Origin of the sequence: Sphingomonas sp. 1185, from assembly GCF_040544655.1 — a bacterium.
Classification (GTDB): Bacteria; Pseudomonadota; Alphaproteobacteria; order Sphingomonadales; family Sphingomonadaceae; genus Sphingomonas.
The window spans coordinates 13000-39830 of the sequence record NZ_JBEPKL010000035.1 but is presented as its reverse complement, the minus strand read 5'-3'; the positions used below and the strand labels follow the sequence as shown (position 1 = coordinate 39830).

21 protein-coding genes are annotated in these 26831 nt (G+C 68.5%); 12 read left to right on the top strand and 9 right to left on the bottom strand.

The genetic code is table 11. The features are described 5' to 3' along the window. Positions 1 to 137 precede the first annotated feature (137 nt). From ABIC44_RS17530 to ABIC44_RS17515, 4 genes are all read left to right on the top strand, one after another. Complete coding sequence (locus ABIC44_RS17530; protein ID WP_354296743.1) at positions 138 to 851, top strand: bacteriorhodopsin; 714 nt, start codon at positions 138 to 140, stop codon at positions 849 to 851. Beyond that, entirely contained in the window at positions 848 to 1759 is a 912-nt protein-coding gene (locus tag ABIC44_RS17525) for a Brp/Blh family beta-carotene 15,15'-dioxygenase (protein WP_354296742.1), read from the top strand. The genes ABIC44_RS17530 and ABIC44_RS17525 overlap by 4 nt, the downstream gene beginning before the upstream one ends. Continuing rightward, positions 1756 to 2529 carry an SDR family oxidoreductase gene (locus ABIC44_RS17520; RefSeq protein ID WP_354296741.1) on the top strand — a complete coding sequence of 258 codons (774 nt, stop codon included), beginning with the start codon at positions 1756 to 1758 and terminating at the stop codon, positions 2527 to 2529. The genes ABIC44_RS17525 and ABIC44_RS17520 overlap by 4 nt, the downstream gene beginning before the upstream one ends. 68 nt (positions 2530 to 2597) lie before the next feature. Beyond that, positions 2598 to 3584 carry an amidohydrolase family protein gene (locus tag ABIC44_RS17515; RefSeq protein WP_354296740.1) on the top strand — a complete coding sequence of 329 codons (987 nt, stop codon included), beginning with the start codon at positions 2598 to 2600 and terminating at the stop codon, positions 3582 to 3584. A gap of 19 nt (positions 3585 to 3603) precedes the next feature. Here ABIC44_RS17515 and ABIC44_RS17510 read toward each other — a convergent pair whose 3' ends face one another. Further along, a complete protein-coding gene (locus ABIC44_RS17510) occupies positions 3604 to 5973 on the bottom strand; it encodes a membrane-bound PQQ-dependent dehydrogenase, glucose/quinate/shikimate family (RefSeq protein ID WP_354296739.1) in 2370 nt (789 codons plus the stop codon). Between the two features lie 182 nt (positions 5974 to 6155). Here ABIC44_RS17510 and ABIC44_RS17505 point away from each other — a divergent pair, with 182 nt between their 5' ends. Together ABIC44_RS17505 and ABIC44_RS17500 are read left to right on the top strand one after the other, a co-directional pair. Next, a complete protein-coding gene (locus tag ABIC44_RS17505) occupies positions 6156 to 6401 on the top strand; it encodes a hypothetical protein (RefSeq protein WP_354296738.1) in 246 nt (81 codons plus the stop codon). Between the two features lie 118 nt (positions 6402 to 6519). Then, positions 6520 to 8481: a putative bifunctional diguanylate cyclase/phosphodiesterase gene (locus tag ABIC44_RS17500; protein WP_354296737.1), complete on the top strand. Its 1962-nt coding sequence runs from the start codon at positions 6520 to 6522 to the stop codon at positions 8479 to 8481. On the opposite strand, the gene ABIC44_RS17495 is transcribed toward ABIC44_RS17500, so the two are convergent. Further along, positions 8482 to 9393 carry a crotonase/enoyl-CoA hydratase family protein gene (locus ABIC44_RS17495; RefSeq protein WP_354296736.1) on the bottom strand — a complete coding sequence of 304 codons (912 nt, stop codon included), beginning with the start codon at positions 9391 to 9393 and terminating at the stop codon, positions 8482 to 8484. Positions 9394 to 9586: 193 nt separating this feature from the next. Between ABIC44_RS17495 and ABIC44_RS17490 the strand changes: the two genes are divergently transcribed. Then, positions 9587 to 9958, top strand: a complete 372-nt coding sequence (locus tag ABIC44_RS17490) for a hypothetical protein (protein WP_354296735.1) — start codon at positions 9587 to 9589, stop codon at positions 9956 to 9958. 21 nt (positions 9959 to 9979) lie between these two features. Here the strand turns inward: ABIC44_RS17490 and ABIC44_RS17485 are convergent, their stop codons facing one another. The 5 genes from ABIC44_RS17485 to ABIC44_RS17465 are packed head-to-tail and all read right to left on the bottom strand — an operon-like array spanning position 9980 to position 14407. Further along, complete coding sequence (locus ABIC44_RS17485; protein ID WP_307100931.1) at positions 9980 to 10300, bottom strand: hypothetical protein; 321 nt, start codon at positions 10298 to 10300, stop codon at positions 9980 to 9982. 10 nt (positions 10301 to 10310) lie between these two features. Next, positions 10311 to 11816: a DUF2779 domain-containing protein gene (locus ABIC44_RS17480; protein ID WP_354296734.1), complete on the bottom strand. Its 1506-nt coding sequence runs from the start codon at positions 11814 to 11816 to the stop codon at positions 10311 to 10313. Positions 11817 to 11820: 4 nt separating this feature from the next. After that, complete coding sequence (locus ABIC44_RS17475; protein WP_354296733.1) at positions 11821 to 12189, bottom strand: hypothetical protein; 369 nt, start codon at positions 12187 to 12189, stop codon at positions 11821 to 11823. A 29-nt stretch (positions 12190 to 12218) separates the two neighbouring features. Beyond that, complete coding sequence (locus ABIC44_RS17470; RefSeq protein ID WP_354296732.1) at positions 12219 to 12815, bottom strand: response regulator transcription factor; 597 nt, start codon at positions 12813 to 12815, stop codon at positions 12219 to 12221. Further along, a complete protein-coding gene (locus ABIC44_RS17465) occupies positions 12812 to 14407 on the bottom strand; it encodes a sensor histidine kinase (RefSeq protein ID WP_354296731.1) in 1596 nt (531 codons plus the stop codon). Before ABIC44_RS17465 ends, ABIC44_RS17470 begins: the two co-directional genes overlap by 4 nt. A gap of 110 nt (positions 14408 to 14517) precedes the next feature. On the opposite strand from ABIC44_RS17465, the gene ABIC44_RS17460 reads away from it, so the two are divergent. The 5 genes from ABIC44_RS17460 (at position 14518) to ABIC44_RS17440 (ending at position 22873) form a co-directional block, all read left to right on the top strand. Beyond that, entirely contained in the window at positions 14518 to 15714 is a 1197-nt protein-coding gene (locus tag ABIC44_RS17460; protein ID WP_354296730.1) for a hypothetical protein, read from the top strand. Continuing rightward, the gene (locus ABIC44_RS17455) at positions 15711 to 16022 is read left to right on the top strand and encodes a hypothetical protein (protein WP_354296729.1); all 312 of its coding nucleotides are present in this window, start codon (positions 15711 to 15713) and stop codon (positions 16020 to 16022) included. Before ABIC44_RS17460 ends, ABIC44_RS17455 begins: the two co-directional genes overlap by 4 nt. A gap of 576 nt (positions 16023 to 16598) precedes the next feature. After that, positions 16599 to 19388, top strand: a complete 2790-nt coding sequence (locus tag ABIC44_RS17450; protein ID WP_354296728.1) for a TonB-dependent receptor — start codon at positions 16599 to 16601, stop codon at positions 19386 to 19388. 81 nt (positions 19389 to 19469) lie between these two features. Next, complete coding sequence (locus ABIC44_RS17445) at positions 19470 to 21752, top strand: alpha-N-acetylglucosaminidase (protein WP_354296749.1); 2283 nt, start codon at positions 19470 to 19472, stop codon at positions 21750 to 21752. After that, the gene (locus ABIC44_RS17440; protein ID WP_354296727.1) at positions 21749 to 22873 is read left to right on the top strand and encodes an acyltransferase family protein; all 1125 of its coding nucleotides are present in this window, start codon (positions 21749 to 21751) and stop codon (positions 22871 to 22873) included. The genes ABIC44_RS17445 and ABIC44_RS17440 overlap by 4 nt, the downstream gene beginning before the upstream one ends. 90 nt (positions 22874 to 22963) lie before the next feature. Here ABIC44_RS17440 and galA read toward each other — a convergent pair whose 3' ends face one another. Together galA and ABIC44_RS17430 are read right to left on the bottom strand one after the other, a co-directional pair. Beyond that, positions 22964 to 25939 (bottom strand): beta-galactosidase GalA, encoded by a 2976-nt coding sequence (galA, locus tag ABIC44_RS17435; protein ID WP_354296726.1) that lies wholly within the window; start codon positions 25937 to 25939, stop codon positions 22964 to 22966. A 295-nt stretch (positions 25940 to 26234) separates the two neighbouring features. Then, complete coding sequence (locus tag ABIC44_RS17430) at positions 26235 to 26828, bottom strand: hypothetical protein (RefSeq protein WP_307100946.1); 594 nt, start codon at positions 26826 to 26828, stop codon at positions 26235 to 26237. Positions 26829 to 26831 lie beyond the last annotated feature (3 nt).

Below are 26831 nucleotides of genomic sequence, written 5' to 3'. Positions count from 1 at the left end.
CGTGCGGCGCGATCCCCGTGCAAGCCAGTGCGGGACCGCCGCCGATTAACATTTTCGTCATGCCGGATCGACAGCGCCAAACCTCGGTTAAGTCGACAGGGTCGGCCTGCCGTCGTCCCGTAACGGGAGAGTGGTCGATGGATTGGATCGCATTTCTGGTCGGCTTTACGATCATGTCGCTGGGCTCGCTGGCCATCTATGCCAAGGGTAGCAAGACGCCCCCCGCCCTGCACCACACCATGCTGCACGCGACGGTGCCCTTCATCGCCGCCACCGCCTATCTCGCCATGACGTTCGGCATCGGTACGCTGGTCCATATCGACGGATCGGTGGTCTATCTGGCGCGCTATGCCGACTGGTCGGTGACGACGCCGATCCTGCTGGCGGGGTTGGTGCTGCTGGCCTTTCATGATCGCGGGCGGACGGGGGAAGTCGGCGGCTATCTGACCGCGATCATCGTCCTCGACGTGCTGATGATCGCGACCGGGCTGATCTCGTCGCTGGCGATGGTGCCGGTGCTGAAATGGGTCTGGTATCTCTGGTCCTGCGCCGCCTTTGCCGGTGTCCTCTATCTGCTCTGGGGGCCGCTGCGCGCCATGGCGGTCGAACGCGGCGCGGCGATGGGGGCCGCCTATCGCAAGAATGTCGCGTTCCTGACGGTGATCTGGTTCCTCTATCCGATCGTCTTCCTGATCGGGCCGGAGGGGCTGAAGATCATTTCCGACCCGACCTCGGTCTGGGCGATCCTGATCATGGATGTCGTCGCGAAGGTCGTCTACGCCTTCTATGCGGCACGCAATCTGGACGACGCGCTGCGGTCCGGGACCGACCACCGCGACGCGCGCGCGTGACGCGCCCTGCCCTGGCGCTCGGCCGGGGTGTGCTGGCGGGGGCGGCCCTGGCCGCCTCCTTCGGTTCGCTGGGCGTGCAGCTCGGCTTTGCGATCCTGGCGATCGGCGTCATCGGCATGGCGCATGGAGCGAGCGACCTGGCGGTCGTGCCCCCCTCAAGGCGACGATCCTTCCTCGCGCTCTACGGCGGCGTGTCGCTGATCTGCCTGGCCTGGTGGAGCGCCTTTCCCGCCATCGCGCTGCCGCTGTTCCTGATCGCCTCCGTGCTGCATTTCGCGGCGGAAGAGGACGCCGCCATTTCGCGGCTCCAGCGCGGGGCGCTCGGGGTCGGGTTGATCGCGATACCGGCGGTGCTCCATCCCCGGGGCTATGAAGCGCTGCTAACGCTGGCGGGCGGCATGCCGGTCCCCTCCCCCGTCCTGGCCGCCCTGATCGCCGCAGGGGGCATTGCCGGCGGGTTGCTGTTCCTCCGCGCGGGTCGGCGACGCGATCCGCTGCTGGCGATCACCACCGCCGCGCTGTTTCTCCTGCCGCCGCTGGTCGGGTTTTCGGTCGGCTTCCTCCTTCTCCACGCGCTGCCGCAGACCGACGAGCGGCGACGGCGGATGGGCTGTGCCAGCCACCGCGCCTATCTGTGCCGGACGGGCCCGATCCTGATCGCGGCGGTGCTGCTCGCCGGGCTGGTCGTGTCGCTGTTCCTGCATGTCGAGGCGAGCGGTATTCGCGGCCTGTTCGCCGCGATCGCGGCACTGGCCATGCCGCATCTGCTGGTCACCCCCGCCTTTGGCCGCGATCGCACGCATGGCCGCCCGCTTCGGCCCCGGAACAGGCAGGGATCGTATCGAGTTCCCCTGCCGAGGATTCCCCCGACCATGATCCCGCCCCGGCGGGAAGGAGCAACCCCATGAAGACCAATGGCAATACGATCCTGATGACCGGCGGCGGCAGCGGCATCGGCGAAGCGCTGGCGCACCGGTTCCACGATCGCGGCGATACCGTCATCATCGCCGGGCGGCGGCAGGACGCACTGGACCGCGCGGCGGCGGGGCGGGAACGTATCCATACCGCCGTCCTGGACGTCGAGGATGACGCCGCCGTCCAGACCTTTGCGCGGCAGATCGTCGCCGACTTCCCCGCGCTGAACATCCTGTTCAACAATGCCGGGATCATGCGGTTCGAGGACCTGACCGGCCGACGCGACCTGTCCGATGCCGAGGCGACGGTGACGACCAACCTGCTCGGCCCGATCCGGCTGGCCAACGCGCTGATCGATCATCTGGTCGCCCAGCCCGATGCGGCGATCGTCAACGTTACCTCGGGTCTGGCGTTCGTGCCGCTGGTGGCCACGCCGACCTATTCGGCGACCAAGGCGGCGATCCATTCCTACACCGTCTCGCTGCGCACCCAGCTGGCGGGCAAGGTCGAGGTCATCGAGCTGGCGCCGCCGGGCGTCCAGACCGACCTGACGCCGGGTCAGGCCAGGCGTCCGGGCTATATGCCGCTGGAGGCCTTTGCCGATGCCGTCGCCGCGCAGTTCGCGCAAGACCCGACTCCATCCGAGATCCTGGTCGACGAGGTGCAGTTCCTGCGTCAGGCGGAACGCGAGGGGCGGTTCGACGAAACGCTCAAGACGCTGACCGAACGCGCCGCCGCCCAACGCAAGGCGGGCGATGCCTGACCCGCGCCGCCGCGCTTCCCGCACGCCGGGCGCAGGGCTATAAATGCCTTCTTCGTAAGGACCTGCCGATGCGTCTGATCGCGATCGAGGAACATATCCTTCCCCAGGAGGTGCGCGACGCGTGGCAGGCGGCCCCGCCGCCGCACGACCCCGTCTCGGCCTTTGCCGATGGCGGCGAGAATGGGCGGCGGCTGGCCGATCTGGGCGAAGCGCGGATCGCGCTGATGGACGAGCAGGGCGTCGACGTGCAGGTCCTGTCGCTCACCACGCCGGGGCTCCACAATCTGGCGCCCGGCGTCGCGGTCGACATGGCGCGGCGGGTCAACGACCGGATCGCCGAGGCCTGCGCGCGGCATCCCGACCGCTTCCAGGGGTTGGCCGCGCTGCCGACGCCCGACGCGGACGCCGCGCCACGCGAGCTGGAGCGCGCGGTGCGCGAGCTGGGGCTGAAGGGCGCGCTGTTATGCGGGCGGACGCGCGAGCGCCATCTGGATCATCCCGACTTCCGCCCGCTGCTGGCCAGCGCGGCGGCGCTTGGCGTGCCGCTGTTCATCCATCCGCAGACGCCGCTGGCCGAGGTGCGCCGGGCCAATTATTCCGGGATCGGCGAGACGGCGGACCTCGCGCTCGCCGCCTTCGGGCTGGGCTGGCATTACGAGGCCGGGCTGCAATGGATCCGGCTGGCGGCGGCCGGCGTCTTCGATGCGCTGCCCGACCTCCAGATCATCCTGGGCCATTGGGGCGAGGTGGTGCTGTTCTATCTGGAGCGGACCGCCGCCGTCTTCGAACGCGCGCTGACCCTGCAACGCCCGTTGGCGGACTATGCCCGGCGCAATCTCTACGTCACCGGCAGCGGCATGTGGAGCGAGGCCTATCTGCAACGCTGCCTCGAGATCGTCGGGCCGGAGCGGCTGCTCTTCTCGACCGACTTTCCCTATCAATACCGGCCCGGCGGAGCCCCGCGCCGGTTCCTCGATACCGTCCCGCTCGACGAGGCGGCACGGCGGGGACTGGCGCATGGCAATTGGGAAAGGCTGACGGGCGCGTTCGGATAGACCGGCCCGCCCGGCCCCCTCAACCCGTCTTGGGCAGCGCATAGGCCAGCGTATAGTCGCCATAGCGCGTGCCCAGCGCGCCATGGCCACCGGCGGTGATGACGACATATTGGCGGCCGTCGCGCCCGCGATAGGTCATCGGCGTCGCCTGCGCCCCGGCGGGCAGCCGCGCCCGCCACACCACCTTGCCGGTATTCAGGTCATAGGCGCGCAGATACTGGTCGGTCGTCGCGCCGATGAACGCCAGCCCGCCCGCGGTGATGATCGAGCCGCCCAGATTGGGCACCCCGGTCTTCAACGGCACGCCCAGATGCGATCCGAACAGCCCGGTATCCTGTGCGGTGCCCAGCACCTTCTTCCACAGGATGCGCCGGGTGCCGAGATCGACCGCGGTCAGATGGCCCCAGGGCGGCGCGACGCAGGGCGCGCCGAAGATTCCCACCCACGCCTTCACCACCGCGACATAGGGGGTGTTGTACTGGGTCTGGAGCTGCGCCTGCCTGGCATTCTCGCCGCCCTGCTTCTGCTTCATCAGCGATGCGACGCGCGGGTCGTCGCGGCGCATCAGCCACAGCTTGAACGGCATCTCCATCGTGTTGACCGTCATGATGCCCCGCACCGGATCGACGGCGGCCCCGCCCCAGTCGGTGACGCCGTCAAAGGCGGGGTGGCCGATGATCGGCCGCAGGCCCATCGGCTGATAGATACCCGTCCCCTGCGCGCGGCGGATGTCGATGCGGCAGAAGAGCTGGTCGATCGGCGTCGCGCCCCAGGTCGCGACCTCGGTCGGCGCGGGCGGGGTGAAGCTGGGCATCCCGGTCGAGAAGGGCTGGGTCGGCGACACGCGCACGCCCGGCGTCGCGCCGTCGGTGCGCACCGGCTTTTCGGTGATCGCCGCGATCGGGGCGCCGGTCAGCCGGTTGAGGAAATAGACCTGCCCCATCTTGGTCGTCTGGATCAGCGCCGGGATCACCCGGCCGTCGGGCGCGCGATAGTCGAACAGCGAGGGACCGATCGGCAGGTCCATGTCCCACATGTCGCGGTGGACCAGCTGCCGCATCCAGCGCAGCTTGCCGGTGGCGATGTCGAGCGCGACGATCGACGAGCCGAACCGGTCGTCGAACGGACGGCGATAGCCGATCCAGTAATCGGGCGAGGCATTGCCCGTCCCCAGATAGACGATGCCGTTCGCCGCATCCGCGGTGATCGCCCCCCACACATTGGGGGTGCCGCGCGTATAGGTCTGGCCTTCGGGCAGCGGCGCGATCGCATCCTGCGACCGGCCCACGTCCCAGGCCCAGACCGGCACGCCCGATACCGGATCATAGGCGCGCACCACGCCCGAGGGGATGTCGCGATTGACGTTGTCGATGATCCGCTCGCCGATGATCAGCCGGCCATTGACCACGACCGGCGGCGTCGTGCCGATCTGGTCGGACGGCCGCGACGTGCCCATATTGGTCCGCAGGTCGATCGCGCCGTTGTTGGCAAAGCTGGTGCAGGGCCGCCCCGTATCCGCATCGAGCGCGACGAGCCGCGCGTTGAAGGTCGGCGCGAAGATGCGATGCGGGCAAGGCGTCCCCGCAGGCGCCTCGAAATAGGTGACGCCACGGCACACCAGATAGTTGTTGCCCTGGATCGGCGCGTGCTCGTGCCAGCTCCATTTCGTCTTGCCGGTCGTCGCGTCGATCGCCTGGACGAAGGAATGCGGCGTGCAGGTATAGAGCGTGTCGCCGATATGGATCGGCGTCGCTTCCGAATGATATTCGCGCTTGTGCGCCTGGCTCTCCGCCGCCATCGGCAGGTCGCCGGTCCGCTGGGTCCAGGCGAGTTCGAGCCGCCCGACATTCTGCGGCGTGATGTCCGCCAGCGCCGAGTAACGCCGCCCCGACAGGGTGCCGCCATAATCGCGCCAGTCGCCATCCGCTTCCCCGGTTGGCGCGGCGGGCAGCGCGACGCCGGTCGACGCTTGCTGCGCCTCGACGCCCTGCCCTCGCAGCCCCCAGGCACAGATCCCCAGCGCGACCAGCCCCGCCGCCAGCGCGGGCACCGCACGCGCACGCGACCGCCAGGATCGGCCATGCAGCCCCGTCAGCAACACGAGGCCGAGCAGCACGGTCGGCGCGACCAGCCGCGGGACGAGCTGGAGCCCGTCCAGCCCCACCTCCCAGAGCGACCAGATCAGCGTCCCGACCCAGATGGCGACGAACAGCCAGCGCCCGAGCGGGCTCCCCCGTCCGAGCAGCGCCCCGCTCGCGACCATCGCGACACCGACGACCAGATAATAAGGCGATCCGCCCAGCGATGCGAGCACGCCCCCGGCCACCGCAAAGAAGCCGCCCAGGATCGCCACGCACCATGCGAGGACCAGCCGGTATATCCGCGCCATTATCTTGCCCCTTGTTTCTGCAAGCGCCTCAACGCGCAAAGGGTCTTGAAGTCCCAAGATAAATTGATTTTCATCAAAGGCGCGGCGGCGCCGATGCGACACGCGTCACGAAATGTCGGATGGCCGACCGATCATGGTACCGATCCCAATCTTTTGCGTTGAGGCCTTTTCGGAGAGCCAGCATGATCGACCCCAGCACAACCCGGACCGGCATCCGCCGCACAGGCGAGATGGCGGCGGTCTTCATGATCGGCGACGGAATGCTGGGCCTGTTGCAGCCGACACGGCATGTCGCGCTGTGGCGGTCGCGGGTCGGCGCGGTGGACGGGATGGTCCGCCCCTTCGCCGGGCACCCGATGCGGCGGCGCGCCTATGGCCTGCTCCAGATCACGGCGGGTCTCGCCCTGGCCGCCCGGCTGACGCGATAGGGATCACGGCGTTCCGGCGAACCGGGCGCCCCGTCGCCCGCATCCGCAGATACAGGGGAGGAGCGAAGCCCTATCGACACCCGGAAAAGATGCGTTAGTCACCGGTCAGGAGATTGATATGAAACGCATAATCCTCCGGATGAAGCGATTGCGGCAGGCCGATCACCAAATCTCGTCGCAGGTTCGCGCCGTGTTGGTGGACTCGCTCTATGCGTCTCCCCGCTCCTTGGTCATCGGGGCGCTGACCAGCAGCGCGATCGCGGCGGTGGTCGCCTGGTATAGCGACGACCATTGGCTGATCGCCTGTGCGATCGGCATCGGGCTGGTCGGGCTGGGCCGTACCATCGACACGCTGTCGACGCGCGGATCGATCACGGTGCGCGAGCAGGAACGCGGCTATCGCCTGGGCGCCCTGAGCTATTCCGCGCTGCTGGGTCTGTTCGGGTTGCTGACGCTGACCCGGACCGAGGACGGCGTCCTCCATCTCCTGTCCGTCACGACCGCGATCGGCTATGCGGCGGGGATTGCGGGGCGCAATGCCGGGCGGCCGCTGATCGCGCTATCCCAACTTTGCTGCGCCTCGCTGCCGCTGGCGCTGGGGCTGCTGATCCCGCTGCATCCGCTCAAGGCGCTGATGGCGGCGGTCATCCTGCTCTTCGTCATCGCGATGCTGGACATCACCCAGCAGACCTATGCCGTCATCCTGCGCGCCACGGTCGCCTCCGAGGAAAAGGCCGCGCTGGCCGAACATCATGCGCGCATGGCGCGGCGCGACGACCTGACCGGCGTGGCCAACCGCACCGCCTTTCGCGAGCATTTCGAGGAACGGCTCGGCGGCCTGTCCGCATCGGGCGGCAAGCTGGCGCTGCTCTGGCTCGACCTCGACCGGTTCAAGGAGGTGAATGATTCCTTCGGCCATCTGGCGGGCAACGAGTTGCTGGTCGCGGTCGCGCGGCGGCTGGATGCGCGGTTCGGCGACAGCGGCATCGTCGCACGGCTGGGCGGCGACGAATTCGCGGTGCTGTGCCATATCGCCCAGACCGAGACGGCCGAGAGCATCGGCACGACGATCCTCGATCTGGTGCGACAGCCGGTGCCGTTCGGCGGGCACAGGCTGCGCAGCTCCGCCTCGATCGGCGCGGCCGTCGCGCCCGACGATGGCTGCGACGCGGACACCCTGTTGAAGAATGCCGATCTGGCGCTGTACCGCGCCAAGGAGAGCGGGCGCGGGCGTTTCCACCTCTATGAGCCGCTGATGGACGAGAAGATCGAACGCCGTCGCCAGCTCGACGCGGCGATGGAGGGGGCGCTGGAGCGGGGCGAGTTCCACCTGCTCTTCCAACCGATCTACGGGCTGGCGCAGGGCGGCATCACCTCCTGCGAGGCGCTGTTGCGGTGGAACAGCCCGGAATTCGGCCCAATCTCGCCGGGCGAGTTCATCCCGATCGCCGAGGAGAACGGCCTGATAGTCGCGATCGGCGACTGGGTTCTGCACCAGGCCTGTCGCACCGCCAGCGCATGGCCGCCCGAGGTCACGGTTGCGGTCAACCTGTCGCCCGTCCAGCTGCGCACACCCGACCTGACCGCCACGGTCGTGAGCGCGCTCCGCACCAGCGGCCTGCCCCCGAAGCGATTGACGCTGGAGGTGACCGAGACGGTCCTGCTCGACGATGTCGAACGCTCGCTGGCGGCGCTGACCGAACTCAACCGGATCGACGTGTGCACCACGCTGGACGATTTCGGGACGGGCTATTCCTCGCTCAGCTACCTCACCCAGTTTCCGTTCCAGACGCTCAAGATCGACCGGTCCTTCGTCGTCGACCTGGAGCATAATCCCGCCTCGATCGCGATCATCCAGACGATCGTCGATCTCGCCGCCAAGCTGGGGATGCGGACCGTGGTCGAGGGGGTGGAGACGCCCGCCCAGCTCGACCAGCTGCGCCGGACGCGGTGCGATGCGGTGCAGGGCTTCTTGCTGGCCCGGCCGATGACCGCCGAGCAGATGGCCGGGCTGTTCACCGACCGCGCGGTCGGCGCGCATGACCCCGGGCAGGAGCATCCCCTGCCCGGGGCCGGTTGATCAGCGCGCCGCCTTGTCCCGCAAGCGGGTCTGCGCGGCGACCAGCCGCTCCATCCGTTTCAGATCGCCCTCGGTCAGCCGGAGCGCGGCATCCGCCCACAGGTCGACGACCGCCTCCAGCTCTTCGAGCGGCAACGGATTGACCGCGCGCGACGCCTCATAGATGGCGCAATGCGCGCTGTGCCGCCTCTGGTTCTGGCGGATATAGTCGGCGACCATCCGCCGCCCCTCGCCCGGCGCGGCCAGGCCATGGACCAGCCCCATCTCGTACAGCTCCTCGGCGCTATAGGTCCGGCCGCTGAGGATCATCTGCTCCGCCCGTGCCGCGCCCAGCCGCCGCGACAGGAAGCAATGCGCCCCCATGCCGGGGAACAGGCCGAACATGGTCTCGGGCAATCCGAAACTCGTCCCGCGCTCGGCGATGACGACATGGAAGGACAGGAGCGCCTCGAACCCGCCGCCCAGCGCATCGCCCTCGGCCAGCGCGATGGTGACGATCGGGCGGTCCAGCCCGCGCATGTTGCGGTAGAGGATCTGCACACAGCGATGGCCGTAGCGGACCAGCGCGGCATGGTCGCGGGTACGGATGGCGTGCGCGAACAGGTGCAGGTCGCCGCCCAGCGAGAAGACGCCGGGGAAGCGCGAACCGAGCACCAGATAGCGGATCGGCATCGCCCCCGTATCGACGAGTTGGGTGATGTCGTCCTGCCACCGGACGAAATCCTGCAGCAGATCGGGGTTGAAGCTGGGCCGGGTCCGCGCCCGCATATCGGTCCACAGGGTCTGTGTGTCCGGATCATAGTCAGTGTCGAGTTGCTCGAAGCGAAGCATGGCGCTGGCCGTCGGCACCGCGGCCGTGGCGGTTGGCCGATCGCGACGGTCGGCGGCCAGTTTGATGTCGTAAGCGGTCATGGATCATACTCTCTGTCGTGCAGCCCATTGCTGCACGACGGAGATAAGCCCGGCGGGCCAGCCTCTACCCTTGGCAAAATGCCGCGCCGACAAAGACTTAACGCAGTATAGTTTCGCTCCGTCCGCCCATCGGCGGGCCGCCCGGCGGCCGATGCCGTGTTGATCCCGCCCATGGCTTGTGTCAGGCAAAGCCATGCAACCCCATATCCGCGCGATCGTCGCCGCCTCGGTCCATGCCTTCGTCACCGGCCGCAAGGTGGCCGGGCTCTACGACCAGTCCACGGCCCGGCATCTTCGGATCGCGGCGGAGGCGCGGGGGCCGCATCTCCAGGGCTATGACGGAGAGCGCAACGCCAAGTTCGGCGGCACCCTGCCCGAACTGCGCGACACCGGCGCCGACGCCGCGATCCATATGGAGATCGAGGACGACGCGGCGCGGGGCTATGACAGGAGCAGCGCCAGCCACTTCACCGCCAAGGTGGCCGACCAGATGGTGCAGCTATACGATCACGCCGACGGGGCGTGGTTCACCTTCGAGATGCAGAGCGCCCCGCCCAGCCCGTGACGGGCGCGCGCCGCCGCCGGATCAATTGCCGTCGGAGTCGACCACGACCACGACCGGCCGCCCCCGCGACGTCGGTTCCCAGCCCGCGGACAGGGCCGCGCGCACGCAGCGCGTAATCGTCGCATCGTCGAGTTGAAGGCGGCCGCGCGGCAACCCCTTCAACAGCCGCTTGGGCGGCGGGAATTCGACCAGGGCTTCGCGCTTGGCATCGTGCTGGAGCAGCCCGATCGTCATGCCCTTCCAGCCCTCGTCATCCGACTGATGGGGTTCGCTGTGCAGGTGCCAGTCATATCGGGCGCCATCGACTTCGACCGTACCGGCATTGTTTCGGGATTTCGACATGGCGCGCGCCCTAGCATGCCGACCCGGGCTTCGCCCAGACCGCCGCCCCGCCGGTCGGGGTCGCGGATTCGATCAGGCGACGATGGATCACCCGCATCGCCTCCACATCCCGCCCGCAATAGAGCCGCAAGGCCCGGTCGAGCGTCATGCGGCGACCCGGCGCGCAGTCGGGCGCGCTGGCCTCCAGATAGGCTTCGACTGCATCGCCGCCCTGCTTCACCGCCAGCCCGGCATAGTCGAGATGCGGCGCGATCGTCGGCAGCACCGCCTTGATCGACCAGCTGCCACGCTGGTCGCGGTGATACCAGTGATCGCGCGCGACGGGCAGCAGGTCGACGATCCGGTCCGCCAGGCTGGTCAGCGGTGCCGCCAGATCGGGGAAGCCCAGCGCGAGCCGTTCGATCACCCCGCGCTCGAAACTGGCATGCCAGGCGATCACCGCGCCGGTGGCGGGCAGCGCGGCCAGCGCCTCGGCACAGGCACGACGCGGATCAAGGCCGTCGAGCGACAGGAATTCGCGGCGGGCGATGCGGCCATCGGCCTCCTCGATATCGGCGACGAACTGGAACGGCACCTGTTCATAGGGACGGCTGCCCGGCCAGACCGGCAGCGCGCGCGAGACGGTTTCGAAATCGAGCCAGATGCGGGGATAGGCCCAGTCGCGGGTCGCCGCCGCCGCGCCCGCCGGATCATGCTCGACGGCGCCCGTCATCGTCGCCCGCTGGATCCGGCGGTCGGTATCGGACCGGAGTTCGTCCACGGGCACGCGGGTCAGATCCTCAAGGCCGCGTGCCGCGAACCGCTTTCCCGCCCCACGCGGCAGGATCGACACGGGCCATTCGGGGCCGGGCGGCAGGCTGGCACCGCAATGCGCGTGGAAGCCACACGGATGCGGCGCCCGACATTGATCGCCCGGCAACGTCTGCGGTTCGTCGCCCGCCAGCACGTCCCGCGCGCCGCTTAGGGTCGCGGATCGCTCGGCGACGACCCCGGCGATCCGATCGGTCACATCGGCTTCCGCAAAGACGCCCGAAAGGTCGCCGCCGGGCGGCAGGTCGAATTCCCGGTCGAGGTGACGGACCGCCGCCGAGGCGATCGTCAGCCCGTTCCCCTCGGCCGCCCAGCACTGGGTCGCGACGGTGCCCAGATGCTCGGGCTTGGCTTTGGTCGCGCTGCGCACGTCGATCAGGCGCCAGCGGTCGTCGCTCGCGGGCATGGCGATAGCGATCGTCGCGCAGAGCCCGTCGCGCTCGAACGCGGCGTTCAGGACCGGGCGCCGCTCGGCCAGTGCGGCGCGTGTCGCGGCGACCGCGGCGGGCCAGCCCCGACCAGGGTCGATCGCCGTCGCTCCGGGACATTGCCGCTGCGCCTCGGCCTTGACCGCCTGCGCGGCGGCGCGGCGGGCATCGGCCTCGGCATTCTCCTCGACCGACGCCGCATCGGGGCGGAACCGCATCAGCCACAACAGGCGCGGGCAGCGTTCGAAGGCGGCCAGCCGGGCGGGCGTCATCGCCATGCGCTCACGAGGCAAAGTCGCAGCCCTCCACACCCCATCCCGTCCAGCGGCGGACCATGTCGCGCGCATCATCCGACGCCTCGTCATCCTCCATGGCATCGAGCAGCGCGGCATGGCGATCGATCCTGGCCAGCCAGTCGGCGCGGACGGCCTCTATGTCGCGGGGCAGCAGATAACGTTGCCACAACCGGGCCACGCGCCGCTCGGCGAACAGACGCGCCAGCACCGCGCGGGTCCGCAGCAGCGGAAGGTCGCCATGGTCGCGCCGCAGGACGGCGAACATCTGCGAGGGATAGAGTTCGCGCTCGCGGTCGAGCATCGGCAGGATCACGGCATCCAGCCGCGCCTCCTCGGGACTGGGCAGGGTCGGCATCGTTCCTCCTGGATCTTGCGGGACAGGCATTAGCGGGCGAGCGCGATCAGCTGGGCCAGGCCGTTGGCCCCCGTCTTGGCCATGATCGCGGCGCGGTGATCCTCGACCGTCTTGATGCTGAGCCCCAGGAGGTGCGCGACCACCTTGCTGCTATGGCCCAGCACCACCAGGTCGAAGACCTGCCGTTCGCGCGCGGTCAGCGCGGCGGTGCGCGCGCGAATGGCGCGCTGATGCCGCGACCAGGCCACACCCTCGGCCACCGCCGCGATCAGGCGGCGCTCATCGAACGGCTTTTCGAGATAGTCGAGCCCGCCATAGCGCCGCACCGAGTCGACCGCATTGGCGGTGGTCGGCCATGCCGTCATGAACACGATCGCGACCGCCGGGTCGATCTCGCGCACCCGGTCGGCGAAACCGAAACCGTCGAGATCGCCCATCATGATGTCGGTCACGACACAGTGCGCGGGCGCGTCGGCATAGGCCGACAACAGGATGGCGGGGTCGAGAAACGGTTCGGCGGCATGACCATGGCGGACCAGCAGCCGCGCGACCGCCGCCCCCAGATCGCGGTCGTCATCGACGATATAGACGATCGAGCGCGCGGTGTCCGGGCCCCCCTCGCTCATTGCCCCGCCCCCGCGAGCGGCAGGGTGAGCGTGGCGCAGACATCCCCCGCCGCATTGGCTTGCCGGGTCAGCGTCCCGCCATGCGCCTCGACGATGGCGCGCGCCACCAGCCCGCCGACCCCCATGCCCGGCCGCATCGCCTGGTCCGGTGCGCAGCGGTTGCGGATGCCGATCCGGACCATGTCCCCCTCTCGGGCCGCCGCGATCCCCACCGAACCATCGCAGGCCTGCAAGGCGTTGCGGACGAGGTTCACCATGGCCTGCGACAATTCGATCTCCTGCCCCAGCACGAACAGGTTCGGATCGATCGGATCGATGGTCAGCACGGTCCGCGCCGCCTTCGCCTCCGGCCCGACCAGCGCGGCGACCATATCGATCAGCGCCGCGACCGGCAGCGCGCTGGGTTCGTCGACCGCGCGCCCGCCAAAGCGGCGCAGGCGGCGCACCAACTGCGACAGGGTCGCGGCCTTGCGGTCGATCAGCGCGGCGGCCTCGGCGATTTCGGGATCGGCATCGGCCGCGATCACCCGCAAATGGCTCGCCTCGATGGCGATCGTGGACAGGGGCTGGCTGATCTCGTGGATGACCGCGACCGACATGGCGCGCAGCGTCTTCAGCCGCTCGGCCTGGAACAGCATCCGGTCGCGCCGGGCCAGATCGACCTGCGCCTTGGCCTGTGCGTCCGAAAAGCTGCCCGCGAGATAGCCGACCACGACCACGGATGCGAGACTCATGTGCAGCGCGAGCCGCTCGGCCAGCGGCAGCGGGCCGGTGGTGAACGGCAGGGTGATCGCCGCGACGACGAGCACCGCGCACCAGCCCGCCGTCCGGCCGAAGCGCAGCCCGATCCAGGCCACCGCCAGCAGCCCCGGCGTCACCGGCGTGCCCAGCCCGACCGCCGCCAGCAGCACCGCCAGCGCCATCGCCGTGCCGAGCACCAGCGCCGCCTCGCCCAGCGCCAGCATCCGCCCCCGATCGATTCGCGCCACCCGTCGCCATCCGGGCGCGCCCTGCACCGCCCAGAGCAGCGGCGGCGCCACCAGCATGACGCCCAGCAGGTCGCCGACCATGAAATTGGTCAGCGACGCGACGAGGCGCGACGCGCCGTCCGCCCCGGTCAGTTCGGGATGCCACAAAGCCCAGGGCAGCGACGCGAGCGACGCCGCGACCGGGGCCGCGACCGATCCGATGGCGAGCGGCATCGGCGCGACGCCGAGGGTCGATCGCAGATGCGGCGCCAGTCGCCGCACCGCCCACACCACCGCGCCATAGGTCAGCGGCGGTCGCGCGACGCCGATCATCGCCATGATCCAGCCCGGCGCGCCCGGCACGATCACGCCGTTGACCGTCTGAACGACCAGCTCGGCGATGGCGATCGCGGGGGTCAGGCGCGGCCCCCGGCTCCACAGCAACGCGATCCGAAGACCCGCGGCCGGATAGAGCAGCGAGTAAAAGCCCTGCCCACCCCACATCGCCGCGACATGGTGCGACACCAGGAACGCGACCGCATAGCCCGCAATCCAGGGCAGGTCGGCGCGGCGGGGGCGTACCGAACGGAGCAGGGACGACAGGAAAGCGCGGACCGGGATCATCACCGACTCCTTAGCCGGATCGGTTCGCCAGCGGCTATCGGGGTATTTCCCGGATAGGTCTTGCCCGCCACTTGCGCCGATGACCGCGCGGTCACTGGCAAGGAACCGCAATGCCCATCTATCGCGCATCACAGCTCATGCAATTGCGAACCGTCACGCCGCCGGACGGCAAGCCGGACTGGGCGAACCAGATCGCCGACGTGGCGGTCGATCGCATCCCGGACGAGCTGTGCGGGCCGGGGCTCTATGCCCTGTTCCTCGACGGGGCGCTCTTCTACATCGGGCTGCACGTCGGCGAACAGGCGGGCGCGGACTATTCCGTCCTTCATCGCTGGGTGCTGCACGTCGTCGGGCAGACGATGCGATCGCCGCGCATCAGCTTCAGCCGCGCATCGCTGCGCCGCCTGCTCGACGCGCAGGCGGGCGATCCGGTCAGCGAGGCGCTGGCCGCCTGCCTGCCAGCCGGGCGCGCGACCGACCTTGCCGCGCTGCCCGCGCATCCGCTGCTCAGCGGAGCGCATTGCACCGCGCAAAAGGCCGTCTTCGCCGCGCGCCACTGGGACGTGTTCGGGCCGGGCCATGAGGATGACATGCTCGACCGCATCACCTGTCTGTTCCAGCCCGTCGCGGCAGCGTGGCCCGAGCGGCTGGCTGGCGCGGAGGGGCGCGAGCGCGGCGCATGGGCGCGCGAACAATGGCTGCGCCCCGCCGAGACGTTGTTGGTGAACAGGTTCCAGCCGATCTGCAATGCGGCCGTCGGGCTCGGCACACAGCGCGACCCTATCGGCGAGGCCGAGGTGGAAGCGGCGATGGCGGCGGCGTTGCCGCAGGAGCTTGCCGCCTTCCAGCGCGCCGAATCCGAACAGCGCAACGCACAGCATGCCCCTGCCCCCGCCGGCGTCGTCGAGGCCTATCTCGATACGTCCGATGCCGAAACGCTTGAAATCGCAGAAGAGGAAGGACTGAGTTTGAGCGAGCTTACATTCCGCAACGGGTTGAGCCCGGCGGGGAGCCAATTCATCAATACATTGATCGATGCCTCCCCGGCCGGCCTGGAACTCTATTTCACCGAGATTCCGGATCTGCGCATGCGCATCGCGGGGCAACGGACGATCGCGGTCCGCCTGACGACCGCAGGTGAGCGTCTGCGCTGCTATACCCGCGTCGATCCCGAAAAATGCCGGACGCTGGGCTTCGAAGACGTCGCGGTCCTCGCGAACGACCCCATGTCGAACAGCTTCTATATCGATCCCGCAAAGATCGATCCCGGCATCCTCCTCGTCCTGGTCGGAGCCAGCCTGAAGTGACCTGGGACCCGCCCGGTAATTTCGTCAGCAGCGATCCCGGGCGGGACGTACGCGGCATCTGGCGCCAGCCCGATGGCAGCGTCATCATCTGGGAGCAGGAGATCGAACCGCGCCGATGGTGGAACCGGGTGACGCGGCCGCTCGGCATCCTGCTGATCCTCGCGGCGATCGCATGGCCGCTGGTCCTGCTGGCGCATGGCTGGCCGCGCCTGGGCCTCGGCTTCGCGGTCGCCGACCTCTGCCTCGTCTCGACGGGGCGCGACCTGATGCGCTGGGGCGCGAAGCGATGGCGCGAGGGGGGCGACTGATCCGGTCGCCCTCCCTTCCCCATGGCCGGACAGGCCAATTGGCCAAGCCAGCGATGGCAGTACCAATTTAGACTCGATGGGCCGCCCGGTTCGCTCTGACATCCGGCGCGCCTTTCGGGACGGGCGACGAACAACGGCGATGCCGTCCGCCCAGGGATCATGACGAAAAATTCATGACCCCATCCCTCTGTAATATAGACACAATCCCCGGTCGGCCATGCCCCATGCCGATTTTGGGGCGAAACCTGTTGTCACCATGTTGACAGGCATGACCATTCCATGTCACCGATAAGACCATAAGATTACAAGAACGTGATGCAGGAAGACATTTTCGGTCCGATGCCGCGATTCGCCGTACACGGCCCATAGGCCGGACGACGGACGCGACGATGGACACCGGACAGGCTTCGCGTCCCAGCGCAGCAGATGAGACCGTCGATCCCGGTTCGTGAACGCTTCTCGCGTTCCGGTCGATGACGCCTCCTGCCTCCCGCCGATTGCCGATGCCCTTTTCGGCACAGTCTCGGGGAAGCCCGGCACGACGAGCGCGCGTCGGGATCAGAGGAGGGAAAATGCATGATTACGTCACCGCGTAACGGCGTGTCGCGTCCGGGCCGCAAGCGCCTGCTCCAGACGACGGCGTTCACCGCCGCCGGGCTGGCCTCGGCGATGATCGCCGCGCCCGCCCTGGCGCAGACGAGCGGCCCCGCCGCCGCCAATGCCAGCATCTCGACCGCCGCCGCCGCCGGGTCAGGCCAGACCGCCGCCCAGGCCGATACTGCCGGGAATGGCGGGCAGGACGAGATCACCGTCACCGGCTATCGCCAGAGCATCGCCTCCGCGCTGGCCGCCAAGCGCAACGACATTCGCATCACCGACGGCATCTCGTCGGAGGATATCGGCAAGTTCCCCGCCCAGAACATCACCGAAGCGATCCAGCGTATCGCCGGCGTCCAGATGTCCAACATCAACGGACGCGGCTCGACGATCAGCATCCGTGGCCTGGGTCCGCAATATGCGCGCACCACGATCAACGGCCAGACCTTCGCCAGCGCCGACTTCAAGGACGGCTTCCGCTACGACATCATCCAGACCGACCTGGCGAGCGCGATCCAGGTCATCAAGTCGCCGACCGCCGACATGGACACGGGCGGCCTGGCGGGCACGGTCAACATCGATACGGTCAAGCCGCTCGCCTATAAGGGCCCCAGCTTCATCGCGGGGGTGAAGGGCTATTATTCCGACTATCGCGGCGACGTCACGCCCAAGGTCAACGCCGCCTATATCAAACGGTTCGCCAACGACACGATCGGCGTCATGCTGGACGTCGGCTATCAAAAGCTGAAGGATCGCGGCGACTATCTGTTCATCAAGAACTGGTATCAGCCCGGCGCCGTGGCGGGCGCGTCGGACGTGCAGGTGCCGGGCAATCTGCGCTATCGCCGGATCGAGCGCGACACCGAGCAGCTGATGGGCAGCGGCGCGATCCAGTGGAAGCCGCAGGACAATTTCGAGGTGCTGCTCCAGGGCGAATATTCGCGCGACCATACCCGGTACGACACCCGCCAGATGGTCTTCGGCCGCTGGGCCGCCTCGGCGGTGAAGGTCAACAGCTCGGCCAACGGCGTGGCGAACAACATCTCGATCGGCAGTTTCAACGTCGACAACAACGACCAGCCCGAACTGCGCAAGCTCCAGACCCAGGCCTATACCGGCACGGTCAGCTGGAGCCCGACCGACACCACCCATATCCGCGCGATCGGCCATTATACCCAGGGCGATGCCAAGCTGTACGAATGGGCGACGATCGACGAGGTGCGCTTCGCGAATGGCGGCACGCTCGACATCTCCGATCCGTTCAACGTCAAGTGGAACACCGCCAGCCTGACCGACGGCTCGATCTACAACATGGGCAACCGCACCTGGTACGCCTTTGTCGACGGCGCGACGCATATCCAGTCGGCGCGCGACCGCGCGGTGCAGACCGACCTGACCCAGGATCTCGACTGGCACGGGATCAAGGCGCTGGTCTTCGGCGCGAAATATCATCACGAGAGCTTCGACACCAAGGCCTATCGCCACGACCGCGACGCCGATGTCAGCGATCCGGTGACCTATCCCGAATATGCCTGGATTCCCGACCTGTCGAAGACGGGCGTGCTGGTGAACGACTTCCTGGGCGGGTCGATGGCGATCCCGCACAGCTTCCTGTCGGTCAATGCGCCGCTGTGGCAGCAGATCCTGCGCGACAAGGGCATCACCGTGCCCGACACGCCCGACTGGCCCAACACCTACAAGGTCGACCGCTATATCCCGGCACTCTATGCCATGGCCAATATCGACGGCACGCTGTTCGACCTGCCGGTGCGCGGCAATGTCGGCGTTCGCTACGAACATACCCACCAGAACGTCACCAGCAGCCTGACCAACGGCACCGGCAGCGACGCGACCCTGCTCGGCCAGCAGCATGTCGTGCAGGATTATGGCAATGTCCTGCCCAGCGCCAGCTTCGCGCTGGACGTGACGCCGCATCTGGTCGCGCGCATCGCGGCGGCCAAGGTGCTGGTCCGCCCGCTGCTCAACAGCCAGACGCAGATGGCCGACACCATCACCCGCGTGACCACCAGCCTGCGCCCCAGCGTCTCGGTGGCGCAGGGCGAGAGCCGCCTGAAGCCGCTGACCGCCAACCAGTTCGACCTCAGCCTGGAATATTATCACGGCAAGGGCAATTCGATCACCCTGGCCGGCTTCTACAAGGCGGTGAAGAACGGCACCTTCACCCAATTCTACTGCCCGTCCTCCTATGACGGCGTGGCGCTGAACGGCGTGGTCAGCGATTGCCAGTCGGCCGACCTCAAGACCGACTATAGCTTCAGCCGGGTGCTGAACGACGACCGGGTCATCCATATCAAGGGCCTGGAACTGGGCGCGTCGCAGAATTTCGATGCGATCCTTCCCGTGAAGGGCTTCGGCGCGGTCGGCAACGTGACGGTGGTCGACACCGATGCCAGCGCGATCGGCACCGGATTCAACCTGCGCGACCTGTCGAAGCTGACCTGGAACCTGACGCCCTATTGGGAAAACGAGATGTTCAGCGTGCGGCTGTCGGTCAACCACCGCAGCTCCTATGTGCAGGATGCGGCGTCGAGCTTCTTCGTCAATAGCGGCCTGACCCATGTCGTGCGCCCGCGTACCCAGATGGACCTGGCGCTGGGCTTCAATCCGACCAGCTATCTCAGCTTCACGGGCGGCATCATCAATCTGAACAACACCCATGAAGACGCCTATCAGACGAATGCCAACACCTTCCAGCTCGCCAGCCGGACGGGGCGCACCTTCTATCTGTCGGCGTCGACGAGGTTCTGATCTCCCCTCTGGAGGGCGGACCGCCGCACGGGTCGATCCGCCCTTCCCTTTCCGCCCTTTGCCGGGAACAAGACCTTCGTGATGACTTTCCCCAAGACGCTCGGCCTGATCGGCACCCTGTTGCTCACCGCCTCGACGGCCCATGCGCAGGGCGATGGCGGGCAGGCCGCGCGCGACGCACTCCGGCGGCTCGGCGTGCCCGAGCGTCAGCTTTCGGTGGCGATCCAGCCCTCGCCCGATCCCCGCTACCGCGTCCGGATCGATCACGACCGGCTGCGGGTCGAGGCGTCCTCGCCGGTCGCGGCGGTACGCGGCGCGGCGGCGGCGCTGACCGCGCAAGGACGGCTGTCGGTCAGCTGGGAGGGCAATCGCGTCGGCCCGATGACCCACCTGACCACCGGTGACAGCGGCTGGGTCGCCTCTCCCTTCGGCTTTCGCGCCTATCTGAACACCTGCACCTATGGCTATACCACCCCTTGGTGGGGCTGGCCGCGATGGGAGCGCGAGATCGACGCGATGGCGGTCCACGGCGTCGACATGCCGCTCGCCATGGAGGGGCAGGATTATGTCTGGCGCCAGCTCTGGCGCGAACAGGGGCTGAGCGAGGCGCAACTGGCGCGGCATTTCTCCGGCCCGGCCTTCCTGCCCTGGCAGCGCATGGGCAATATCGAGGGCTATCGCGCGCCGCTGCCGACCGGGTGGATCGACAAGAAGCGCGATCTGCAAAAGCGCATCCTGGCGCGGATGCGCGAACTGGGCATGACGCCGATCCTGCCCGCCTTTGCCGGTTACGTGCCCAAGGCCTTTGCCGAGGCGCATCCCAAGGCGCGCATCTACAAGATGCGGTCCTGGGAGGGGTTCGAGGGCACCTATTGGCTCGACCCGTCCGACCCGCTGTTCGCGCCGCTCGCCAAGCGGTTCCTGGACCTCTACACCGCCGAATATGGGCCGGGGCAATATTACCTCGCCGATGCCTTCAACGAGATGGTGCCGCCGATCGCCGAGGACGGCAGCGACACCGCGAACGCCGCTTATGGCGACGCGACCGCCAACACGCCCGCGCTCGACGCCGCGACCAAGGCGGCGGCGCTGCCCCGCGAGGTCCGCGACGCGCGACTGGCCGCCTATGGCCAGCGGCTCTATGCCGCGATCGCGGCGGCGCGGCCCGATGCGACCTGGGTGATGCAGGGCTGGCTGTTCGGCGCGGACAAGAAATTCTGGACGCCCGATGCCATCGCCGCCTTCCTCCGCGACGTGCCGGACCGGAAGATGCTGATCCTCGACATCGGCAACGATCGCTATCCCGGTATCTGGAAGACGACGAACGGGTTCGACGGCAAGAGCTGGGTCTATGGTTATGTCCATAATTATGGCGGCAGCAACCCGGTCTATGGCGCGCCCGATTTCTACCGCCGCGACGTGGCCGCGCTGTTCGCCGATGGCGCGCGCGGGAATGTCCGCGGGTTCGGCCTGTTCCCGGAGGGGCTGCACAGCAACAGCCTGGTCTATGACTATGCCTATGACGTGGCCTGGCCCGGCGGCGACATGGCGATGGCGCCGTGGCTGGGCCGCTATACCGCCGCGCGTTACGGCCGGAGCGACCCGGCGATGGTCGCGGCGTGGCAGGATGTGATCGCGGGCGCCTATGACGTGCGCTACTGGACCCCGCGCTGGTGGAACGAGCGCGCGGGCGCCTATCTGTTCTTCAAGCGACCGGCGGCCGATGCGCCGACCTATCCCGCCGAGCCCGGCGACCGTGCGAAGCTGCGCGCCGGGATCGCGGCGATGCTCGAGCTCGCCCCCGCTTATGGCAGGAGCCCGCTCTATCGCTACGATCTGGTCGATCTGACCCGCCATGCCGCCAGCCTGTCGCTGGACGACACGGTCAAGGCCGCCGTCGCCGCCTATCAGCGGGGCGATGTCGCCGCCGGAGACCGGGAAACGGCGCGGATGAAGGCGCTGGCGCTCGCCATCGATCACCTGATCGGCGGGCAGCAGGAAAGCCTGGCCAGCTGGATCGCCGATGCGCGCAGCTATGGCGACACGCCCGCCGAGAAGACCGCCTATGCGCAGAATGCCAAGGCGCAGGTGACGATCTGGGGCGGGCGCGGGCATCTGGGCGACTATGCGTCCAAGGCCTGGGCGGGCATGTATGCCGATTATTACCTGCCGCGCTGGACGCGCTATCTGGCCGAGGCGCGTGCCGCGGCGCTAGCCAGGCGGCCGGTCGACGATGCGGCCTTCACCGCGAAGCTGCTCGACTGGGAAAGGGCCTGGGTCGCCGATCCCCGCCCCTATAAGGCCAGCGCCCCCGCCGACCCGGTGGCCGAGGCCCGCGCGCTGATGACGGAGACGGCCCGGTGACGACCCTGACCGCCAGACCCGAGCGCTTCGCCTCGCTCGACATGTTCCGGGGCGCGACCATCTTCCTGATGATCGTGGTCAACACGGCGGGCGCGGGCGGGGCCTTCACCCAGTTGCAGCATGCGCCGTGGTTCGGCTTCACGCTGGCCGACCTGATCTATCCCAGCTTCCTGTTCGCGGTCGGCAATGCGATGAGCTTCGCGCTGACCCGGCCGATGCCCGAGCCCGTCTTCCTGCGCCGCATATTCAAGCGGGCCGCGCTGATCTTCCTGCTCGGCATGCTGATGTACTGGTTCCCCTTCGTCACGCACCAGGCGGACGGCAGTTGGGTCGCCAAGCCCTTCGCCGACACGCGGCTGACCGGCGTGCTGCAACGCATCGCGCTCTGCTATCTGCTGGGGGCGCTCCTTGCGCGCTATCTGCGGCCCAGCCATCTGGCGATGGTCGCAGTCGGGCTGGTCGTCGCGCACTGGGCGATCCTGACGGGCCTGAGCCCGGCGGGCGAGGCGTTCGGGCGGTACAAGAATGCGGGCACGTTGTTCGACCTGTGGCTGATCGGACCGGAGCATCTGTACAAGAAGGACCATGGCTTCGATCCCGAAGGGCTGCTCGGCACGCTGCCCGCGACCGCCAATGTGATCGCGGGCTATCTGACCGGCCTGGCCATCCAGCGTTGGGGCAAGCATGCCGCCACGGTCGGACGGCTGGCGGCGATCGGGGCGGGGCTGGTCGTCGTCGCGCTCCTGCTGTCGCCCATCCTGCCGATCGGCAAGAAGCTGTGGACCGGATCGTTCGTCGCGCTGACCGTCGGGCTCGACCTGATCCTGCTGGGCGCGGTCCTCTGGCTGGTCGAGGTGCGGGGGGTGACGCTCGGGCGATCCTTCCTCCAGATGCTGGGGCGCAATCCGCTGGCCATCTATCTGTTTTCCGAACTGCTGGTCGTCGTGCTGGAGCTGGTCCATGTCGACGGCGTCGGGCTCTATACCTGGATCGGGCTCAACGGGTTCCAGCCGATCGCACCGGGGCCGGTCGGCTCGCTGCTCTGCGCGCTGGCCTATACGCTGGTCTGCTGCGCGTTCGGCTGGGTGCTGGATCGCAAGGGGATCATTCTGAAGGTCTGACCCATACGCTTCGACTTCGCTCAGCGCGAACGGAGGTCGGGACCAATATCCCCCACCCGTTCAGCCTGAGCGAAGTCGAAGGCCAAGGGCTTACCCTTCCCGCACCGACACCGTCCGCCCCAGGCCGGACGCCTTGCCCGGCTCCGCCTCGACGACCAGCACCACCTGCCGCTCCCCCGCCCCGGCCGGGAATGGCACCACCAGCGGACCGCCCGCGAACGCCGTCTTCTCCGCCCGCTTCACGCCGTCGACCCAGGCCTCGGCCCGCCCGACCACCTCGGCGAAGACCACCGCGCCGCCCTGCTCGGCCACCCGGCGGCGCGGCGTGAAGCTGGTGCGATAGGTCGACCAGACCCCCTCGCCCGGTCCCTCCAGCCGTCCGGGTCGCGCATAGACCAGGCTGTTCATGTCGTTGCCCGCATAGCGGCGCAGCGGATCGGGCCGGGTCGCGGCGAAGTCGCTCCGCTTCCAGTCGGTCAGCATCGCGACCGGCCGCGTCGCGGGCAGCGCGGGCAGAGGCTGGGCCGCGATCACCCGCACCGATGCCCGCGCCGGTTTCAGGCCCGGTGCACTCGCCTCCAGGGTCAGCGTGCCCGCCCCCGCCTCGGCCCGGACCAGCGCTTGGGCGAGGCCGTGGAACAGGCGGCGCGCGGGCAGAACCTCGGAGTCATGGTCGTTGGGGTCGCCATTGCCGACCCCGATCACCGCGCCCTTCGTCACGCGGAAGGCGACCTGCGCCGCCGCATCCGGCACGATCCGTCCCTGCGCATCGACCGCCATCACGGTGAAGGGCTGGACGTCGCCACCCGTCCCCAGCATCCCGCCGCGATCGGCCACCAGCCGCAGCGCGACCGGCGCGCCCGCCGTCTCGACAAAGGTCCGCGACACCGCCCGCCCGGCGCGATAGCCGATCGCCTCCAGCCGTCCGGGGCGATAGGGCACCTGCCATTCGGGCATCGCCAGCCGGTCGACCGTCCTGATCCCCAGGCTCCGGCCGTTCAGGCGCAGTTCCACCGTCTCGGCATTGGTCAGCGCGATCACCCGGATCGCCTCCCCCTCGCGCCCCGGCCAGGTCCAGTGCGGCGCGATGGCGAGGGCCGGGGCATCGTCCACCCATTGCGCCCGGCGCAGGTGGAAGGCCATCTTGGCGAAACCGCACAGGTCCATGATGCCGAACACGCTGCTGGTCGTCGGCCATTCGAACGGCGTCGGCTCGCCATGATAGTCGAAGCCGGTCCACACGAACGTCCCCGCGACGAACGGCCGCGTGTCGATCATCCGCCAGCTTTCATGATGGGTCAGGCCCCATTCGGCGGCGTCGGTGTCATAGGAACTGACCTCATGCCGCGCCATGTCGGTCTTCCACACGCCCCGCGTCATGAACGCGCTGGTATCCTCCGAGCTGGTCATCGGCTTGGTCGGATGCGCGGCGTGGAATTTGTCGTAGCGGCGATGCTGGTAGTTGAAGCCCATGACGTCGACCGCGTCGGAGACGTTGAGCGGGGAGAACATCCCGTCGTTCATCGCCGCCGTGACGGGGCGCGCGGTGTCGAGTTCCTTCACCGCCTCGGCCATGCGGCGGACCATCTCGTAACCCTGTTCGGTGCCCTGCATCGGCTCTTCGTTGAAGACGGACCACAGGAAGACGCTCGGCCGGTTGCGGTCGCGGCGGACCAGCCATTGCAACTGGCGCAGATAGTCCGGGCTCGGGTTGAAGTTGCGGTTCTCATTCATGACCAGCATTCCCAGCCGGTCGCACGCATCGAGCAATTCGGGTGCGGGCGCATGGTGCGAACAGCGCAGCGCATTGCATCCCATCGCCTTCAGCCGCCGGATACGCCATTCCCACATCGCATCGGGCATGGCGACGCCGACCCCGGCATGATCCTGATGGACGCACACGCCCTTGATCTTGGTCGCCACGCCGTTGAGATAAAAGCCGGTGGCGGCGTCGAAGCGGATTTCGCGAAAACCGATCCGGGTGGCGCGGGCATCGATGGGCTTGCCGTCGCGCAGCAGCCGTGTCTCCACCCGATAGAGCGTCGGATGGTCCACCGACCAACGCTGTGGATCGGCGACCGGGATCGTTATGTTCGCTTCGGCGGTCTTCAGGGGATCGACGCTTACGTCCGTCTCGGCACGGCCGATGGTGCGGCCCGACGGGTCGATCAGCACCGCCTCCGCCCGCACGGTTGCCGCCGTCTTCTGGATGTTGGAGACGGTCAGCGCGACCGGCACCGTCCAGCCGCCATTCCCCTTGCGCGGATCGGCATGAAGCCCATCGGTGACGATGCTGACCGCGTCGCGCACCGCCAGCCAGTTGTGGCGATAGAGCCCGGCGCCCTCATACCACCATCCCTCCATCGTCTCGGCATCGACGCGGACGGCCAGCGTGTTCAGCTCCTCGCCGAACCGGGCATAGGGGGTGATGTCGATCAGGATCGCGGTGTAGCCGCTGAAGCTGTGCGCGACGAGGACGCCGTTGAACCAGACCTTGGCATGGGTCGCCGCCGCGCCGAGCTGCACCTCCAGATAGCGGCCGCGCCATTCGACGGGCAGCTTGAGCGTGCGGCGATACCAGCCGATGCCGCGCCGCCGATAGCCCTGCGCGACATTGGCGTTCGGGTCGACCACCTCCTCCATCGCCCAATCATGCGGCAGTTCGACCGTGCGCCAGTCGCTATCGTCATAGCCGACCGCCGCCGCGCCCTGCGCGATCCCGGCCTTGGCGTTCTGATAGCTTTCCTCATGCCCCAGGATCGGCGGCACGACGATATCGCCCTTGTGGAACAGCCAGCCGTCATCGAGCCGGAGGAGGCTGGGATCGGCGATGAAGGGCGGCTCGGGCATCGCATCGAACGGCGCGGGCGCATCGCCGCTGTCGAGTTCGGGCGGAAGGCCCGCCGCAAGGCCGGGCGCACCGAGCGCCGGGGCGGTAAGCCCCGTTGTCAGTCCGCTGGCCAGGAGAGTGCGACGGGTCACGGTCATCGGGCGGTCTCCGGCGGGGAAGGTCTTAGGCGGGAAGGTGGCGCGGGCCATGCCCGGCGCGGCATCATCCGGCGGCACGGCGTGCGTCCTGTCGGACGGGCGAATCAAAAAAGGCGGCGCCCCGCAGGCACGCCGCCATTTCGTTGATGATCGTGAAAAGCCTGAGGGCGGAGGCATCGCGCATGGTCGAGACGCGGGTCGGTGAGGCCATGCCCCCTGTCGAGGCAAGGCCCGCACCCATGACGCCGATCCCAGCCCGCTTCATCCCCCGCACCCCATGGTCGAGGGATCAGTCTACCCCGATGATGCGGGCTGTAAAGACGATTTGTCTGACCAATTCAGCACCGCCATGGTGCCGCTTCGGCTTCGGGGGTCAGGCCTGGGACGGCAGCAACGGCACCGCATCGGCCACGCTGCCCTCGGCGCGATAGTCGGGGGGAATGTCGAAGTCCTTGCGGGCCAGACCGCGCGAGGCTTCCCTCCCCTTGGGCAGTCCCGACCGGTCGGAATAGTCCCGACCGGCGCCGGGTTCGCGCCGATGGGCGGCCTTCACGCCCTTCAACGCCGCGATGTCGAGCAGCGTGATCCCCGCGACCAGCGCGGTCGCGATCGCGGCGTTGCGCCATTTGGGATTGTCGCGGTGCAGCCCGGTCGCCAGCGTGCCCAGATCGAGCGCGTCGCCCGCGATCCGCGCGGCCAGCCCGACCGGCTTGTCGATCGACAGCGTCGGGACGGCGCTGGCCAGTTCGCGGGCACCATAGGCACGGATCAGCCCTTCCTTGTCCTCGAGCCCCAGCGTGCGGGCCAGGCGGCCGGGGGCGACCAGTTCGGCGATGCCCAGCCCGACCGAGAACCAGCCGAGCGCGCGCGCCAGCCGGTCGGCACCCGACAGCGAACTCGGCCCTTTATGCTCGACGCGCGGGTCGCCCTCCGAACGGGCGATGCCGGTGATGTTGGTGAGTGGCATGAC

Excerpts from the sequence above, each read along its gene's own strand:
- ABIC44_RS17530 (WP_354296743.1), top strand. The coding sequence starts at position 138 with ATGGATTGGATCGCATTTCTGGTCGGCTTTACGATCATGTCGCTGGGC.
- ABIC44_RS17520 (WP_354296741.1), top strand. The coding sequence starts at position 1,756 with ATGAAGACCAATGGCAATACGATCCTGATGACCGGCGGCGGCAGCGGC.
- ABIC44_RS17515 (WP_354296740.1), top strand. The coding sequence starts at position 2,598 with ATGCGTCTGATCGCGATCGAGGAACATATCCTTCCCCAGGAGGTGCGC.
- ABIC44_RS17510 (WP_354296739.1), bottom strand. The coding sequence starts at position 5,973 with ATGGCGCGGATATACCGGCTGGTCCTCGCATGGTGCGTGGCGATCCTG.
- ABIC44_RS17505 (WP_354296738.1), top strand. The coding sequence starts at position 6,156 with ATGATCGACCCCAGCACAACCCGGACCGGCATCCGCCGCACAGGCGAG.
- ABIC44_RS17500 (WP_354296737.1), top strand. The coding sequence starts at position 6,520 with ATGAAACGCATAATCCTCCGGATGAAGCGATTGCGGCAGGCCGATCAC.
- ABIC44_RS17495 (WP_354296736.1), bottom strand. The coding sequence starts at position 9,393 with ATGACCGCTTACGACATCAAACTGGCCGCCGACCGTCGCGATCGGCCA.
- ABIC44_RS17490 (WP_354296735.1), top strand. The coding sequence starts at position 9,587 with ATGCAACCCCATATCCGCGCGATCGTCGCCGCCTCGGTCCATGCCTTC.
- ABIC44_RS17485 (WP_307100931.1), bottom strand. The coding sequence starts at position 10,300 with ATGTCGAAATCCCGAAACAATGCCGGTACGGTCGAAGTCGATGGCGCC.
- ABIC44_RS17480 (WP_354296734.1), bottom strand. The coding sequence starts at position 11,816 with ATGGCGATGACGCCCGCCCGGCTGGCCGCCTTCGAACGCTGCCCGCGC.
- ABIC44_RS17475 (WP_354296733.1), bottom strand. The coding sequence starts at position 12,189 with ATGCCGACCCTGCCCAGTCCCGAGGAGGCGCGGCTGGATGCCGTGATC.
- ABIC44_RS17470 (WP_354296732.1), bottom strand. The coding sequence starts at position 12,815 with ATGAGCGAGGGGGGCCCGGACACCGCGCGCTCGATCGTCTATATCGTC.
- ABIC44_RS17465 (WP_354296731.1), bottom strand. The coding sequence starts at position 14,407 with ATGATCCCGGTCCGCGCTTTCCTGTCGTCCCTGCTCCGTTCGGTACGC.
- ABIC44_RS17460 (WP_354296730.1), top strand. The coding sequence starts at position 14,518 with ATGCCCATCTATCGCGCATCACAGCTCATGCAATTGCGAACCGTCACG.
- ABIC44_RS17450 (WP_354296728.1), top strand. The coding sequence starts at position 16,599 with ATGATTACGTCACCGCGTAACGGCGTGTCGCGTCCGGGCCGCAAGCGC.
- ABIC44_RS17445 (WP_354296749.1), top strand. The coding sequence starts at position 19,470 with ATGACTTTCCCCAAGACGCTCGGCCTGATCGGCACCCTGTTGCTCACC.
- ABIC44_RS17430 (WP_307100946.1), bottom strand. The coding sequence starts at position 26,828 with ATGCCACTCACCAACATCACCGGCATCGCCCGTTCGGAGGGCGACCCG.